The organism is Chromobacterium phragmitis, assembly GCF_003325475.1.
Taxonomy (GTDB): Bacteria; Pseudomonadota; Gammaproteobacteria; order Burkholderiales; family Chromobacteriaceae; genus Chromobacterium; species Chromobacterium phragmitis.
Genome location: NZ_CP029495.1, coordinates 1395295 through 1411393, shown reverse-complemented (window position 1 = coordinate 1411393; position 16099 = coordinate 1395295). Strand labels below are relative to the sequence as shown.

General features: G+C 62.9%; 11 protein-coding genes and 1 pseudogene. 10 read left to right on the top strand and 2 right to left on the bottom strand.

Annotated elements, in window-relative coordinates; genetic code table 11:
* Window positions 1-28 precede the first annotated feature (28 nt).
* The 8 genes and pseudogenes from DK842_RS06680 to DK842_RS06650 all read left to right on the top strand — a co-directional run bounded on the left by DK842_RS06680 (window position 29) and on the right by DK842_RS06650 (window position 12912).
* On the top strand, window positions 29-1474 hold the full coding sequence (locus tag DK842_RS06680) for a M48 family metalloprotease (protein WP_232538616.1): 1446 nt from the start codon (window positions 29-31) through the stop codon (window positions 1472-1474).
* A gap of 302 nt (window positions 1475-1776) precedes the next feature.
* Window positions 1777-4440, top strand: coding sequence for a pyruvate dehydrogenase (acetyl-transferring), homodimeric type (gene aceE, locus DK842_RS06675; protein ID WP_114060760.1), 2664 nt, complete (start codon window positions 1777-1779; stop codon window positions 4438-4440).
* Between the two features lie 120 nt (window positions 4441-4560).
* Window positions 4561-6207 (top strand): dihydrolipoyllysine-residue acetyltransferase, encoded by a 1647-nt coding sequence (gene aceF, locus DK842_RS06670; RefSeq protein WP_114060759.1) that lies wholly within the window; start codon window positions 4561-4563, stop codon window positions 6205-6207.
* Window positions 6208-6365: 158 nt separating this feature from the next.
* A complete protein-coding gene (gene lpdA / locus DK842_RS06665) occupies window positions 6366-8165 on the top strand; it encodes a dihydrolipoyl dehydrogenase (protein WP_114060758.1) in 1800 nt (599 codons plus the stop codon).
* A 996-nt stretch (window positions 8166-9161) separates the two neighbouring features.
* Window positions 9162-9908, top strand: coding sequence for a hypothetical protein (locus DK842_RS22910; protein WP_145963983.1), 747 nt, complete (start codon window positions 9162-9164; stop codon window positions 9906-9908).
* A 647-nt stretch (window positions 9909-10555) separates the two neighbouring features.
* Window positions 10556-10780, top strand: a pseudogene (locus DK842_RS06660) (dihydrolipoyl dehydrogenase); the annotation flags it as partial.
* A gap of 344 nt (window positions 10781-11124) precedes the next feature.
* Window positions 11125-11973: a type 2 periplasmic-binding domain-containing protein gene (locus tag DK842_RS06655; RefSeq protein WP_114060757.1), complete on the top strand. Its 849-nt coding sequence runs from the start codon at window positions 11125-11127 to the stop codon at window positions 11971-11973.
* Window positions 11974-12216: 243 nt separating this feature from the next.
* The gene (locus DK842_RS06650; protein WP_114060756.1) at window positions 12217-12912 is read left to right on the top strand and encodes an HAD family hydrolase; all 696 of its coding nucleotides are present in this window, start codon (window positions 12217-12219) and stop codon (window positions 12910-12912) included.
* Between the two features lie 9 nt (window positions 12913-12921).
* Here the strand turns inward: DK842_RS06650 and DK842_RS06645 are convergent, their stop codons facing one another.
* A complete protein-coding gene (locus tag DK842_RS06645; protein WP_168191833.1) occupies window positions 12922-14115 on the bottom strand; it encodes a GGDEF domain-containing protein in 1194 nt (397 codons plus the stop codon).
* 235 nt (window positions 14116-14350) lie between these two features.
* On the opposite strand from DK842_RS06645, the gene DK842_RS06640 reads away from it, so the two are divergent.
* Window positions 14351-14860, top strand: a complete 510-nt coding sequence (locus DK842_RS06640; protein WP_114060754.1) for a GNAT family N-acetyltransferase — start codon at window positions 14351-14353, stop codon at window positions 14858-14860.
* Here DK842_RS06640 and DK842_RS06635 read toward each other — a convergent pair.
* Entirely contained in the window at window positions 14848-15390 is a 543-nt protein-coding gene (locus DK842_RS06635; RefSeq protein ID WP_114063650.1) for a DinB family protein, read from the bottom strand. The two genes, DK842_RS06640 and DK842_RS06635, sit on opposite strands and share 13 nt — an antisense overlap.
* A gap of 32 nt (window positions 15391-15422) precedes the next feature.
* Here DK842_RS06635 and DK842_RS06630 point away from each other — a divergent pair, with 32 nt between their 5' ends.
* A complete protein-coding gene (locus DK842_RS06630) occupies window positions 15423-16091 on the top strand; it encodes a TetR/AcrR family transcriptional regulator (protein WP_198414649.1) in 669 nt (222 codons plus the stop codon).
* Window positions 16092-16099 lie beyond the last annotated feature (8 nt).

Genomic DNA, 16099 nt, shown 5'->3' with positions numbered 1-16099 from the left:
GCGAGAGGATCGCGGCTATCATAGCGCCATGATGAAACGCCGCCTGCTGTGCGCGCTGCTGGCCTCCGTCCTGGCCCAGCCGCTGACTGTCCGCGCCGACCTGCCCGATCTGGGCGAGGTGTCGGACGCCTCGCTGTCCCTGGCCGACGAGGCCCGCATCGGCCGCGACGCGCTGCGCGCGATGCGCGAGGCCGGGGACGTGGTGGACGACGCCGAGGTCAACGCCTACCTGAACGATGTCGGCGGCCGGCTGGCCGCCGCCGCCGCGGTGCCCGGCGTGCGCTTCACTTACTTTTGCGTCGCCGATTCCGGCATCAACGCCTTCGCCATGCCCGGCGGCTATGTCGGCATCAATATCGGCCTGATGCTGGCCACCCAGAGCGAGGGCGAACTGGCCGGCGTGCTGGGCCATGAGACAGCCCACGTCGCCCAGCGCCACATCGCGCGGATGCAGGCGGCCAACAGCGCCACCAGCCCTTTGCTGCTGCTGGGCACCATCGTCGCCGCCGCGCTGGCGGCCAAGGCCGGCAACGGAGAGGGCGCGGTGGGCGCGGTGTCGGCCGGAATGGGCTTGTCCATTTCGCGCCAGCTGGCGTTTTCCCGAGACTTCGAACGCGAGGCCGACCGCGTCGGCATGCAATACATGGCCGCCGCCGGGTTCGACGTGCGCTACATGGGCTCCTTCTTCCAGCGGCTGGAGCAGGCCAGCCGCTACAGCGACAACTCCGCCTACGCTTTCCTGCGCACCCACCCGGTGACGCTGGAGCGGATCAGCGAGGCGCAGAACCGCGCGCTGGACTACCCGGTGAAGATGCGCGCCGACAGCGTCGACTATCTGCTGGTGCGCGAGAAGCTGCGGGTGTTGACCCTGTCGCCGGAAGAGGCGGCGTCTTATTACAACAGCGCGCTGCAGCGCGGCTTGTATCTGAGCGAAGGCGCCAGCTGGTACGGCCTGGCCCGGGCCAGGCTGCTGCAGCATGATCGAGCCGGCGCCGCGGCGGCGCTGGCCAAGGCCCGGGCCAGGCTGCCGGACAACGCGATGCTGTACGGGCTGGAGGTGGAGATCGCCCGCGACGGCCGCGACTGGGCCGCCGCCGCCCGCGCGGCCAGGAATGGCCTGGCGGCTTTTCCGCGCAGCGCTTCGCTGCGGCTGGCCCAGGTGGACGCGGCGCTGGACGGCGGCGACCGCAAGGCCGCGCTGACGCTGCTGACCCAGATGCTGAACGACAGGCGGGACGACCCGGCGCTGTACCGGCGCGAGGCCAAGCTGTATGCCGACCAGGACCCGCTGCGCTACCACGCCGCGCTGGGCAATGCGTTCTATTACGAACAACGCTATGGCGCGGCTCAGGAGCAGTACCAGTTGGCGAGCAAGGCCAAGGGCGATGATTTCTATCTCCGTTCCATGCTGGAGGCCCGTCTGCGGGAGGTGGACAGGCTGGCCAAGGAGGAACGCAAAGCCGCGCGGAATTGAAACAATGGTTTCAGGATCGCGCGGCTTATCGCAAAAAAACAACATGATGCGGCGCAGCATCTGTTTTTTTCGCGACTTCCAGCCGTCTTAGCCGTCGACGGCTATTCCTTTGCGAATCCATCCAGTCGTACACTGGCGGGGTTGCTTTACACCTATTCGCAAATGAACATTTTTATTTGCGAATCTGTTCGTTTATAATCGCAAATCAAATAATTGGCTCGCTTCTGAGCCGATAGCATAAAACGCGGGACCGGCCGGTTTCGAGACTCGGTCCCCGATGTCACCCGCTGTGAGGACCAGAGATGGCTGCAACTTTCCCTGACGATATCGATCCGTTGGAAACCCAGGAGTGGACTGAAGCGCTGGAATCGGTGCTGGACAACGAAGGCGCGGAACGCGCCCACTTCCTGCTGGAGACCATGGTCGAGCGCACGCGCCGCCGCGGTGCCCACCTGCCGTTCGACGCCACTACCGCTTACCAGAACACCATCCCGGTCGGCAAAGAAGCCAAATCCCCGGGCAACCACGAGATGGAGCACCGCATCCGCTCGATCAACCGCTGGAACGCCGCGGCCATGGTGCTGCGCGCCGGCAAGAAGGATCTGGAGCTGGGCGGCCACATCGCGTCCTTCCAGTCCTCCGCCACGCTGTACGACGTCGGTTTCAACCATTTCTGGCGCGCCCAGAATGAAAACCAGGACGGCGACCTGATCTACTTCCAGGGCCACATCGCCCCGGGCGTGTATTCCCGCGCCTTCATGGAAGGCCGCTTGTCCGCCGACCAGCTGGACAACTTCCGCCAGGAAGTGGACGGCCAAGGCCTGTCCTCCTATCCGCACCCGTGGCTGATGAAGGATTTCTGGCAGTTCCCGACCGTATCGATGGGCCTGGGCCCGCTGATGGCCATCTACCAAGCCCGCTTCCTGAAGTACCTGGAAAGCCGCGGCCTGGCCAAGACCATGGGCCGCAAGGTGTGGTGCTTCTGCGGCGACGGCGAGATGGACGAGCCGGAATCGCTGGGCGCCATCGCCATGGCCGCCCGCGAAGGCCTGGACAACCTGGTGTTCGTGATCAACTGCAACCTGCAGCGCCTGGACGGCCCGGTGCGCGGCAATGGCAAGATCATCCAGGAACTCGAAGGCGACTTCCGCGGTTCCGGCTGGAATGTGCTGAAAGTGATCTGGGGCTCCCGTTGGGACCCGCTGCTGGCCATGGACACCAAGGGCCTGCTGAAGAAGCGCATGGACGAGTGCGTGGATGGCGACTATCAGACCTTCAAGTCCAAGGACGGCGCTTACGTTCGCGAACACTTCTTCGGCAAGTATCCGGAGCTGCGCGAAATGGTGGCCAACATGTCCGACGAAGAGATCTGGAATCTCAATCGCGGCGGCCATGACCCGCACAAGGTGTACGCGGCTTACCACCAAGCCTCCTACAACGCCAACGGCCGTCCGACCGTGATCCTGGCCAAGACCATCAAGGGTTACGGCATGGGCGCGTCCGGCGAAGCCAAGAACATCGCGCACCAGGCCAAGAAGATGGACCTGGACAGCCTGCGCAACTTCCGCGACCGCTTCGGCATTCCGGTGTCCGACGAAGACCTGGCCAAGGTGCCGTACTACCTGCCGGCCGAAGACAGCCCGGAAATGAAGTACATGCGCGAACGCCGCGCGGCGCTGGGCGGCTACCTGCCGGCCCGCAAGCCGGTCAACCACCCGCTGGCGGTGCCGGAACTGTCCGCCTTCGACGCGCAGCTGCAAAGCTCGGGCGACCGCGAGTTCTCCACCACGATGGCCTTCGTCCGCATGCTGGGCACCATCATGAAGGACAAGAACGTCGGCAAGCGCGTGGTGCCGATCGTGCCGGACGAATCCCGCACCTTCGGCATGGAAGGCATGTTCCGCCAATACGGCATCTGGTCTACCCAGGGTCAGAACTACGTGCCGCAGGACCATGACCAGCTGATGTTCTACAAGGAATCCAAGGACGGCCAGATCCTGCAGGAAGGCATCAACGAGCCGGGCGCGATGGCCGACTGGATCGCCGCGGCGACCAGCTACGCCAACAGCAGCCAGCCGATGATTCCGTTCTACATCTACTACTCGATGTTCGGCTTCCAGCGCATCGGCGACCTGGCCTGGGCGGCTGGCGACATGCGCGCCCGCGGCTTCCTGCTGGGCGGCACCGCCGGCCGCACCACGCTGAACGGCGAAGGCCTGCAGCACGAAGACGGTCACAGCCACATCCAGGCCGGCCTGATCCCGAACTGCATCAGCTACGACCCGACCTTCGCCTACGAGCTGGCCGTGATCGTGCAGGACGGCATGCGCCGCATGTACGCCGAGCAGGAAGACGTCTTCTACTACCTGACCCTGATGAACGAAAACTACGTTCACCCGGCGATGCCGGCAGGCGCGGAAGAGGGCATCCTGAAGGGCATGTACCTGCTGCAGGACGGCGGCGACGCCAAGGTCAAGGTGCAGCTGATGGGCTCCGGCACCATCCTGCGCGAAGTGATGGCCGCGGCCGATCTGCTGAAGGCCGATTTCGGCATCGGCGCCGACATCTGGAGCGTGACCTCCTTCAACCAGCTGCGCCGCGACGGCATGGAAGCCGAGCGCCACAACCTGCTGAACCCGACCGCCGAGGCCCAGTCCTCCTACGTCGAACAGCAGCTGGCCGGCCGCAGCGGCCCGGTGATCGCCGCGACCGACTACATCCGCAACTACGCCGACCAGATCCGCGCCTACGTGCCGGGCCGCTACGTCGTGCTGGGCACCGACGGCTTCGGCCGCTCGGACAGCCGCGCCAACCTGCGCTCCTTCTTCGAGGTGGATCGCTACCACGTGGCGCTGGCGGCCCTGTCCGCCCTGGCCCGCGACGGCAAGATCGACGGCGCCAAGGTGGCGGAAGCCATCGCCAAGTACGGCATCAAGACTGACAAGCTGCCGAGCTGGAAGGTGTAATTCCTGAACGGAAGCCCCGGCCCAGGCCGGGAGCTTCCGTTTTGGCAAGGCAAGCGAATCTGTAGCGGATATCCGGCGGAATGCCCCGAGAGGGGCTTCCGCCCTACGAATGGAAAGCTCATGAGCAATCTGATCGAACTGAAAGTGCCCGACATCGGCGGTCACAGCAACGTAGACATCATCGAAGTATTCATCGCCCCGGGCCAGACCGTGTCCGTGGACGACTCCCTGATCACCCTGGAAACCGACAAGGCCACCATGGAGGTGCCGGCGGAAGCCGCCGGCGTGATCAAGGAAGTGAAGGCCGTCGTGGGCGGCAAGATTTCCGAAGGCGACGTGATCGCCATCATCGAAGTGGGCGCCGCCGCGTCCGCTCCGGCCCCGGCAGCCGCCGCGCCGGCGCCCGCAGCCGCCCCGGCCGCTGCCCCGGCTCCGGTAGCCGCCGCTCCCGCCGCCGCGCCTGCCGCATCCGGCCGCAGCGAAATCCGCGTGCCGGATATCGGCGGCCATAACGGCGTCGACGTGATCGAAGTGACTGTCAAAGTGGGCGACGAAATCGCCGTCGACGACAGCCTGATCACGCTGGAAACCGACAAGGCCACCATGGAAGTGCCGGCCACTGCCGCCGGCAAGGTGGTGGAAGTGAAGATCAAGGTGGGCGACAAGGTCAGCGAAGGCGACCTGATCGTGGTAGTAGAGGGCGCTGTCGCCGCTTCCGCTCCGGTTGCAGCTGCTGCGCCGGCTCCGGCAGCAGCCCCGACCCCGGTCGCCGCCGCGCCTGCAGCCGCTCCGGCCGTGGCGCCGGTCGCCGCCGCCGTGTCCGCCGCCATCGACGAAATCGCCTTCTCCAAGGCCCACGCCGGTCCGTCCGTGCGCCGTCTGGCGCGCGAGCTGGGCGTGGACCTGGGCAAGGTGAAGGGCAATGGCCGCAAGGGCCGCATCACCGAAGACGACGTCAAGGCCTTCGTCAAGGGCGTGATGCAGAACCCGGCCGTGCTGGCCCCGGCCGCCGCGCCGGCCGGCTCCGGCGTGGGTCTGGACCTGCTGCCGTGGCCGAAGGTGGACTTTGCCAAGTTCGGCCCGATCGAAACCAAGCCGCTGTCCCGCATCCAGAAGATCTCCGGCGCCAACCTGTCGCGCAACTGGGTGATGATCCCGCACGTCACGTTCAACGACGAGTGCGACATCACCGAGCTGGAAGACTTCCGCAAGACCGTGGGCAAGGAATGGGAAAAGTCCGGCCTGAAGATCAGCCCGCTGGCCTTCATCATCAAGGCCGCCGCCGAAGCGCTGAAGGCCTTCCCGAACTTCAACAGCTCGCTGGACGGCGACAACCTGGTGCTGAAGCAGTACTACCACATCGGCTTCGCCGCCGACACGCCTAACGGCCTGGTGGTGCCGGTGATCAAGGACGCGGACAAGAAGGGCCTGCGCCAGATCGCCCAGGAACTGACCGACCTGTCCAAGCTGGCCCGCGAAGGCAAGCTGAAGCCGACCGACATGCAGGGCGCGACCTTCACAATCTCGTCCCTGGGCGGCATCGGCGGCACCAGCTTCACGCCTATCGTCAACGCGCCGGAAGTGGCCATCCTCGGCGTCTGCAAATCGCAGATCAAGCCGGTGTGGAACGGCAAGGAATTCGCGCCGCGCCTGATGTGCCCGCTCTCCCTGTCCTTCGATCACCGCGTGATCGACGGCGCGGCCGCCGCGCGCTTCACCGTGCACCTGGGCAAGCTGCTGACCGACGTGCGCCGTCTGATCCTGTAACCGTAGGGCGGAAGCCTCGGCAAGCCGAGGCGTTCCGCCATTTGTTACCGGATAGGTAGGCGGAACGCCCGCTTGGCGGGCTTCCGCCCTACGGCATCAAGCCCAGACTCGAGGCGGCCGGCCTCGCGCCGGCCTCCCAATATTGCGGATGGAAAGCCATGAGCAATCTGATCGAATTGAAAGTCCCGGACATCGGCGGCCACAACAACGTGGACGTCATCGAAGTGTTCGTCAAGCCGGGCGACGTGATCGAAAAAGAAGCCAGCCTGATCACGCTGGAAACCGACAAAGCCACCATGGAAGTGCCGGCTGAAGCCGCCGGCACCGTCAAGGAAGTGCGCGTTGCCGTAGGCAGCAAAGTGTCCGAAGGCGACCTGGTGGTCATCCTGGAAGCCGCCGGCGCAGCCGCCCCGGCTCCGGCCGAAGTGAAACCGGTGGAAACCACCGGAGTCGCCTCCGCCACCACCCAAGCCGGCTTCGCCCCGCAAGCCGCCCCGGTGGCCGCCAGCCATAGCGGCGGCGCCGACATCGAGTGCGACGTGATGGTGCTGGGCGGCGGTCCCGGCGGTTACTCCGCCGCCTTCCGCGCGGCCGACCTGGGCCTGAAGGTGGTCATCGTCGAGCGTTACGCCACCCTGGGCGGCGTGTGCCTGAACGTGGGCTGCATCCCGTCCAAGGCGCTGCTGCACAACGCCGCGGTGATCGACGAAGTGAGCCACCTGGCCGCCAACGGCATCAAGTTCGGCAAGCCGGAAGTGGACATCGACATGCTGCGCGGCTACAAGGAAAAGGTCATCGCCAAGCTGACCGGCGGCCTGGGCGGCATGGCCAAGGCGCGCAAGGTGGAGATCGTGCGCGGCAACGGCCACTTCATCGATCCGCACCACATCGAAGTCTCGGTGACCACCGGCAAGGGCCGCGAAGAATCGGGCGAGAAGAAGATCGTCAAGTTCAAGAACGCCATCATCGCCGCCGGCTCCCGCGTGGTGAAGCTGCCGTTCATCCCGAACGACCCGCGCGTGGTGGACTCCACCGGCGCGCTGGAGCTGAAGGGCGTAGCCGACCGCATGCTGATCATCGGCGGCGGCATCATCGGCCTGGAAATGGGCACCGTCTACTCCACGCTGGGCGCGCGCCTGGACGTGGTGGAAATGCTGGACGGCCTGATGCAAGGCGCCGACCGCGACCTGGTCAAGGTATGGCAGAAGTGGAACGCCCACCGTTTCGACAACATCATGCTGAACACCAAGACCGTGGCCGTGGAGCCGAAGGAAGACGGCGTGTGGGTGACTTTCGAAGGCGCGCAAGCCCCGAAGGAGCCGCAACGCTACGACCTGGTGCTGTACGCCACCGGCCGCGCGCCGAACGGCAAGCTGATCGGCGCGGAAAACGCCGGCATCGCGGTGACCGACCGCGGCTTCATCCAGGTGGACAAGCAGCAGCGCACCAATGTGCCGCACATCTTCGCCATCGGCGACATCGTCGGCCAGCCGATGCTGGCGCACAAGGGCGTGCATGAAGGCCATGTGGCGGCGGAAAACTGCGCCGGCCAGAAGGCCTACTTCGATGCCCGCGTGATTCCGGGCGTGGCCTACACCGATCCGGAAGTGGCCTGGGTGGGCGTGACCGAAGACGAAGCCAAGAAGCAAGGCTTGAAGATCGAGAAGGGCGTGTTCCCGTGGGCCGCTTCCGGCCGCGCCATCGCCAACGGCCGCGACGAAGGCTTCACCAAGCTGATCTTCGACGCGGAAAGCCACCAGATCATCGGCGGCGGCATCGTCGGCCCGCACGCCGGCGACATGATCGGCGAGGTGTGTCTGGCGATCGAGATGGGTTGCGACGCGACCGACATCGGCAAGACCATCCATCCGCACCCGACCATGGGCGAGTCCATCGGCATGGCGGCGGAAGTGGCGCACGGCACCTGCACGGACCTGCCGCCGCAACGCAAGAAGTAAGGTTTGATCGGCGGTTGATTGATCGCCATCAGATGGAGAAAGGGCAAGCCTGGGGGCTTGCCCTTTTTGTTTTGGTCGGATGATATGATGATTGAGTTTCGCAGGGCGGAAGCCGGCCTGAGGGCGTTCCGCCTCCGTTTGTAGGGTGCGTCACCCCGTAGGGGCGACGCACCGGTTGTTGTGTCGCGGTTTTGTGTCCGCTTCGCGGACGATGGATTTTGACAGCGGGGCTGCCCGCCAGGCAGGTCAGGACGCTGTGCGGGTAGGGTGTGTCACCCCGCAGGGGCGACGCACCCGTTGTGGTGCCGCGGCTTTGTGTCCGCTTCGCGGACGATTGATTTTGGTGCCGGTTCCGCCCGGCTAACGGGCCAGGGGCTGTGCGGCCAGCCCTATCGCTGAGCGAATCCAAGATTCGCACGCAGCGGCTATCCCAGGCCGCCCCAACAGCGCTGCGAAACCCCGTCTCCAAACCCATTTCCAAGGAGCCGCCGGAACTACATGCGTGCGAATCTTGGATTCGCTCAGCGGTAGGGCGTTAACGTCGCCCCGCGTCGAACAGCCGGCGGCTTAAAACCTTGGAAATGGCTTCGAAGCCGGCTTGCTCTGATGGGGGATTGGGGCGCATCGGTTCGGTCCCATTCGTAGGGTGCGTCACCCCGCAGGGGCGACGCACCATTTTCCATATCAAATTGCGTCTAATCGGCTTCTCCTTTTTGAAGTGATGCACCCTACGCACTTGAACCGTTTCAGCATACGCGCACACGGCAAAATGTCAGTAGCATTATGGCATTTTGTAAGTAAATATTTATGTGCTTTTGTCGCGTGTGCTGAGGCTAATATGCCTGATATAAGCTATAGCGCAAGAGCGGTTACATAAATCACTTAGTATGATTGGTGCAATTAAGTAAGATTTACTTTCCGTGTTGTGCATGGGTGAGATTGAGTGAGTGTTTGTTTCCCATGCAGGAATTCACCAATCAGAAAAGGAGATATTTTATGAAAATCATTGCTGCCATGGTTTTGGTAGGTTTCTCAGCGGCTTCATATGCTCAGCATGTTAAAATCAACATATCAAATCAAAGTACGCATGCTGACGTGTATACTGCTAAGATAAGGCTGGCAACGGGTAATGATTGGATTCTTCTTGGAACTGTTTACCCAGGGAATAATGTTTTTGAAGTCAATCAAAATGTCGATGACGGCATGGGTAGTTTATGGCTGGAAAAATCAAAAGAAGAGAAGTGGGTAACGCATTTTGAGAAGGGGCGGCAGTTAAGTAATATTTCTCTGGAAGTTAAAAAAGATAACATGAGTGATCAGTCTCCTTCAACAGATGGTGCTGTTGGATCTGTGAATTACACTATTGATTTTGATCGTGTCGGAGTAAGAAAGGCTGCAAGCTCGAAATTGTATAAACTCTCTCCAGATGCTAATAATTCTTGGTTCACAAATTGCAACTTTGTCTCTTGGGAAACGGAAAATCAATTAGTTTGTGCGATAAGCTCTTCGCCTTCCATTGCATTTCGCTCAACGCAGATATTTGGTGGTGGTTGGCCAATCGTAGGTGCTTCAATAGGTAATTTTTCGTCAAGTTACTCTCCACAAGAAATCAAAGGGAAGGGCTCTAGATTTTCGCTGCTGGCCGCTCTTTTTTATATGAAAATAGGCTTTGGATCGTTGGGTGAGTTTAATGGCGGCGGATTTGGTGCCGGTGCTATGGAAGGGGCTGGTATGTTTTTTTAATTTATGGATTATCAGCCAATATCTAAGGTTCATTAGCCCGCCAGTTGGTGGGCTTTTTTATTCATTTGACGTTTGAACACTGCCCCGTAATTTTTAACCCACCCACCACTAGGCGGTTTTTATGCGGGGAGGCACTCTATTGCATTAATCAATGGCAGGGCATATCTTCCGTTTTCCCAAACAACAGGCAGAGTGCGTCACCCCGCAGGGGCGATGCACCGTTGCGACGACAATGCATTTGTGTCAGCTTCGCGGACGATTGATTTTGGTGCCGGTTCCGCCCGGCGAACGGGCCAGGGGCTGTGCGGCCAGCCCCTTGGTAATCCCAGGCTGCCCCAACAGCGCTGCGAAACCCCGTCTCCAAACCCATTTCCAAGGAGCCGCCGGAACTACATGCGTGCGAATCTTGGATTCGCTCAGCGGTAGGGCGTTAACGTCGCCCCGCGTCGAACAGCCGGCGGCTTAAAACCTTGGAAATGGCTTCGAAGCCGGCTTGCGCTGATGGGAATATAGGGCGCGTCGGTTCGATCCCCCCGTAGGGTGCGTCACCCCAAAGGGGCGACGCACCATTGTGCATACCAATTTATGAGCCATTGACCGGCTGAATGAACGGTGCGTCGCCCCTGCAGGGTGACGCACCCTACGCGCTGATCTTCGACGCCGAAAGCCACCAGATCATCGTCGGCGGCATCGTAGGCCCGCACGCGGGCGACATGATCGGCGAGGTGTGTCTGGCGATCGAGATGGGTTGCGACGCGACCGACATCGGCAAGATCATCCACCCGCACCCGACCATGGGCGAGTCCATCGGCATGGCGGCGGAAGTGGCGCACGGCACCTGCACGGACCTGCCGCCGCAACGCAAGAAGTAAGGTTTGATCGGCGGGTTGACCGCCGTCAGACGAAGAAAGGGCAAGCCTAGGGGCTTGCCCTTTTTATTTCGGCTGGCGGATATGGCGATTGAGTTTCGCAGTGCGGAATCTCTCAGGGGCGGCGCACCGTTTATGTTGGGATGCGTCGGCGCGCCTTGGTTCAGGCGCTCTCATGAGGTTTTATCGGCGACGTAAGACCCTAGGCCGTTCCGCGGTCCAGGCATTATCGGTATGGTGTCCGTTTCATCGGTGCGCGATCTGGGATGGCGGCGGGGCCGGCCCATTTGCGTTACGCACCAAGTGGGTCTTCTATACTGCGTTCATGCCGGGACGGGAGATTCGAGATGCGCGCGGTGATGCTATGGCTATGGATGGGGCTTTTTTCTTGGCAAGCGGCGGCGGAAGGCTTGATGGAAGTGCGGTATATCAGCGATGCGCCGCGCTATCAGGAATATATCGAGCTATTGCGCATGGCCTTGGATAAGACGGTTCCTGAGTATGGGCCCTATGCAATGCGTCATCCCGCGGAGGAAATGAACGAGCCGCGTTTCATGGCTGAGGCGGTGTCTGGCCAGCGGGTCAATCTGGTATGGGGCGCGACCTCGGAAGAGAGGGAGAGGAAGCTGATTCCAATCCGCATCCCGCTGGGCAAGGGGCTGCTTGGCTATCGGGTGGGGTTGATTCGAGCAGGCGACCAAGCCAGATTTTCCGGGGTGCGAACCGTGGATGATCTGAAGGAGTTTTCTTTCGGGCTGGGGCCGGGCTGGGGAGATATTCCCATTTACCGCCATGCGGGCCTGACGATATGGATTGATCCGTATGAGAAGCTTTTCAAGATGCTTGCGGCAGGCCGTTTTGATTTTTACTCTCGCGGAGTCAATGAAGTTTTCACCGAATACCAAGCGTTCCAGCTGGCCAAGCAAGGCATAGTCATCGAGCAAGACTTGTTACTGTACTACCCGTACCCGTTTTACTTTTTTGTGAGTCCGTCCTCGCCCAGGCTGGCCAGTCGTTTGACCGCAGGCCTTGAGCGCATGCTGAACGACGGCAGTTTCGATGCCATTTTTTGGAGGTACAACCGATCAAGTATTGAACAGGCCGGTTTGGCCCGCCGACGCATCGTCCGGCTGGTCAATCCCGCCCTGCCCGCGCATACGCCGTTAGGGGATCGTCGTCTCTGGTTTGTCCCATAGGCGAGGCGGCAAGTTGGCGACGCCACGGCATCCTAATACATGCTTGATTGTCGGGATTACTTGAATGGGGCCGCCGCGCGCCCCAGTGGGTGCAGGTGGTGCCAGCACGTGCGCGCCGCTAGGGGAGCCGTTTGGCTGATCTAGGCGTGGGGGTGATTGGTTGATAAGTCAATGGCATGTAGAGTCGGAGGTGCCGCGGTCCGCGCACTTGCCATCGTTCCCACCTAACCTCTAGTTTCCGCTATGACTCTGCCGCAAGCCGTTTTCTTCGACCTCGACAACACCCTGGTGCATCGCGCCGCCAGCATAGACCTGTACGCGGAGCGGTTCTGGCGCGACTTTGGCCATGCCATCGCTTCCGGCGGAGAAGAGTGGGTGGCAGAGGTGATCAAGCGTTGCGACAACGGCGGCTACCTGCCGGCCGGCTCGCCCTTCGCCTCGATCAAGCAGGCGGTTTCCCATGGTCTGAAAACCGAGATGGCTTGGCGGCAAGATGTGGAGCAGGAGGCGCTGCTGGCGCATTGGGAGCGCTGGAACGCGGTTTGCACCGCGGCGATGCCCGGCGCGGCGGAGGCGGTTGCCGCTCTTCTGGCGCAGGGCGTCTGCATCGGGGTGATTTCCAACGGCAGCCACCGCACCCGGTTGGAGAAAGTGGCGCGGTTGCCGTTCGCGTCGGCTATCGAATTGACGGTCAGCTCCGAATCGGCCGGCGTGAAAAAGCCGGATACGGCGATTTTCCAGCTGGCGGCCGAGGCGCTTGGGGTGAGGCCAGAGGATTGCTGGTATGTCGGCGACCATCCGGTCAATGACGTGCTGGGTGCGGCGCGCGCCGGGATGACGCCGGTGTGGCTGAGCGGCTTTCATCCCTGGCCGGACGGCATGACGCAGCCATCACGCCGGATATCTTCGCTGGTTCAATTGGCTGAGCGGCTGGTCTAGCTAGGTTGCCTAGCGCTCCTCGCCCTTTCCCGCCGGCGGCTCCACGCTCACCACCCGGTCCCGGCCGCCGTTTTTGGCCAGGTACAGCGCCTTGTCCGCCCGCGCCAGCGTGCTGTGTATCCGCTCGCCTTCCATCCACAAGGTGACGCCGACCGAGAAAGTCTGGTTGTCCGGCAGGTTTCGGCGCAGCGAGTCGATGCGGATCACCGCCTGGGGCAGGTCGCAGTCCATCAGCGCCAGCACGAATTCCTCGCCGCCGAAGCGGGCGAACAGGTCCGACTGCCGCATCCTTGATTTGATCAGCACCGCCACCTCGCGCAGCAGGCGGTCGCCTTCTGGGTGGCCGTAGCTGTCGTTGAATTGTTTGAAATGGTCTAGATCGAACAGCGCCACCGCGATGGGTTGGTTGTAGCGGCGGGCGGTGGCCAGCATCATTTCGATCTGGATGTCCCAGGTGCGGCGGTTGGGCAGCTGGGTCAGTTCGTCGGTGCCGGCCAGGGCCTCCAGCTTTTCCATCAGGCCGCGCATCTGTCCCAGCCACTTGTGCAGCAGCCGCACCAGCAGGATGGCCATCGCGCTGGCGATGATCCACATCACCAGCATGATCCAGCGCGCGACGATGCCATAGGAGTTGGACTGCGCGACTTTCTTCATCAGTTCAAGCGTGATGGCTACCGCCAGCGCGTTGGTGTTTTGCGAAATATGGGTGAAGATCTGGATCTCTTCGCCCATCACCAGCTTGGATGCCTTGTCGCGCTCGGCGGGCAGGCCGGAGCGGTACAGGGCGATGATGTCGCGGTCCCGCTCCATGAAGGCGTTGAAATCGCGCTGCACGCCGTCCAGCAGGTCGCGTTGGTCGGCGGCCAGCGGCATCTCCCGCAGCGTCTGGATGTCGCGGCGGAAGTTGTCGGCCGAGCGCAGGAATTCCGACCGGGCTTGCGCGTTGTCGCTGGTGGCGCCTTCCACCTTGCGCACGATGTCGAAGGCGTAGCCGGTTTGCCAGCCGTTCAGGTCGGCGGCGTCGAACTTCACCTCCATCGCCGCCTGGGCGATCGAAATGTACTCGACGATTTCTGTTCGGCCCCGCTCCTGCAGCTTTTCGATATAAAAGGACAACACGGGCAGCAGGCCCATGCACAGCAGGATGGGGGCGGCCACCACGATGGCCTTCAGCATGATGCCTTTGTCGCTTCTGTCGAACATGATTGTTTTGCCAGGATGCAGAGGGGGGATCGCAAGCGCGGGGAGCGGAAGCGACCCTGTTTCAAGATAGATGGTTTTGGTACGAACAAACACGTAGCCATTGCGAGACCGGTTTGTTTTAAGCGGAAATATCAATGGCATAATGCGGTTTTGGCCGAGGCTCCCGCATTCATTCACCTGCTGCCAGCCGCGGAGCGGGAGGCCGGCCGACGATCGCCACAGAAAGGCGTGCCGCATGCTGATCCGACAGATTCAACCCAGCGACTTCGCGTTCATTTCCTCGGTGATGGACGATTGGTGGGGCGGGCGCCAGGTGAGCCATCTGTTGCACCGCATGTTCTTCGATCATTTCTCCGATACCGGCTTCGCGGCGGTGGAGGGGGAGGAGATCGTCGGTTTCCTGGTGGGTTTCCAGTCCCAGTCGCGGCCGGAGATCGGCTACATCCATTTTGTCGGCGTGTCGCCGGCGGCCCGCGGCAAGGAGATTGGGCGCAGCTTGTACCGCCGTTTCTTCGCGGCGGCGCGCGAGCGGGGATGCTTGGAGGCGCAAGCCATCACCTCGCCGGGCAATGCGGCGTCCATCGCGTTTCACCAGCGGATGGGCTTCGCGCTGCTGGAGGGCGATGGCGTGGAGGAGGGCGTGCCGGTCGCGCTCGACTACAGCGGCCCCGGCCAGCACCGCGCGCGCTTCAGCCTGCCGTTGGCGCAAGCGGTTTTCCAAGCCACCCGGCCTCAGGCCGATTGAATATCGCCTTGCCGCCGGCGCGCGGGCTCGGTCCGATGCAGATGCACCGCGTAGGTGTCCCAGGGCAGTTCGACGCCCAGCGGGTGGCGCGCGGCGGCCTGGGTCAGCAGCCGGCCGGCTTCGCCGCGGTGGTAGCCGCCGTGGGTGACGACGTGGGTCAGCATTTCCTCGCGCGTCATATGGCCGTTGTCGCCGTCGGTGAAGGCGAAGGGGATGGCTTGCGCTAGCGTCGCCGGCGCGGCGCCGGCGGCGTAGTCCAGATACCAGCGGTCCAGCGCCGCGGTCTCCCGCCGCAGCGCTTCCGGCTCCGGCGTATCCGGCGTGTTGTCGGCGGCGAAACCATGCGGAATGCCTTGCAGATGGGCGGCGAAGATCCGGTTCACCACCAGGCAGTGGTTCATCAGCCGCAGCGCCAGGCGGCGCTCCTCGGCGTGGCATTCGCAGTCTAGCCCGGCGATGGCCGCCAACATTTCCTCGTTGGCCCATGCCTGGTAGCGGAACATCCGCGTCAATAGTCGATTCGCGCTCATGGTGCCGGCCTCTCCATTCATGCTATGTAGACATGATTGAATTGTTTTCCGAGGAGGCAGGCGTGTCCACTCGCATTCCCGGCGCCGCGGCGGCCATGCGCAAGGCCCCGCGCCAGGCGCGTTCCCGCGCGATGGTGGACGCGATCGTCGAGGCCGGCGCTCGCGTTCTGGACGCCCGCGGCTGGGCCGGCTTCACCACCAACGAGGTGGCGGGCGTCGCCGGCGTCAGCATCGGCTCGCTGTATCAATACTTTCCCGACAAGACCGCGCTGGTCGACGCCATCCGCCGCCGCCACTTCGACGCGGTGCTGGCGGTGCTGCGTAGCGCTATCGATGGCCGGGCCGCGCCCGAGGCGCTGGTGGACGGGATGATCGCCATCCACCGCGATTTTCCGGCCTTGCACCGGGTCCTGCTCGATCTGCCCAATCCCTATGCGAGCGAGGCGGCGCACCAAGCGTTCCTGGACGAATATCTGCGGCTGTACGGCGTCGTCGTGGCCAGGCATCGCGGACCGGATGACGCGGACGGCCTCGCCGCCCACCTGCTGTCGTCGGCGATCGAGGGCGTGATCCACAACGCGGCGCGGCGCGGCCTGCTGGCCGAGCCCGGCCTGAGGCGCGAGCTGCTTGTCCTGATCTGCGCGTATCTGGACATCGCCGTCACGCCTGCCGGGTGTGCCGCGCCGGGTGCCGGGCGTTGAGTGGCGAC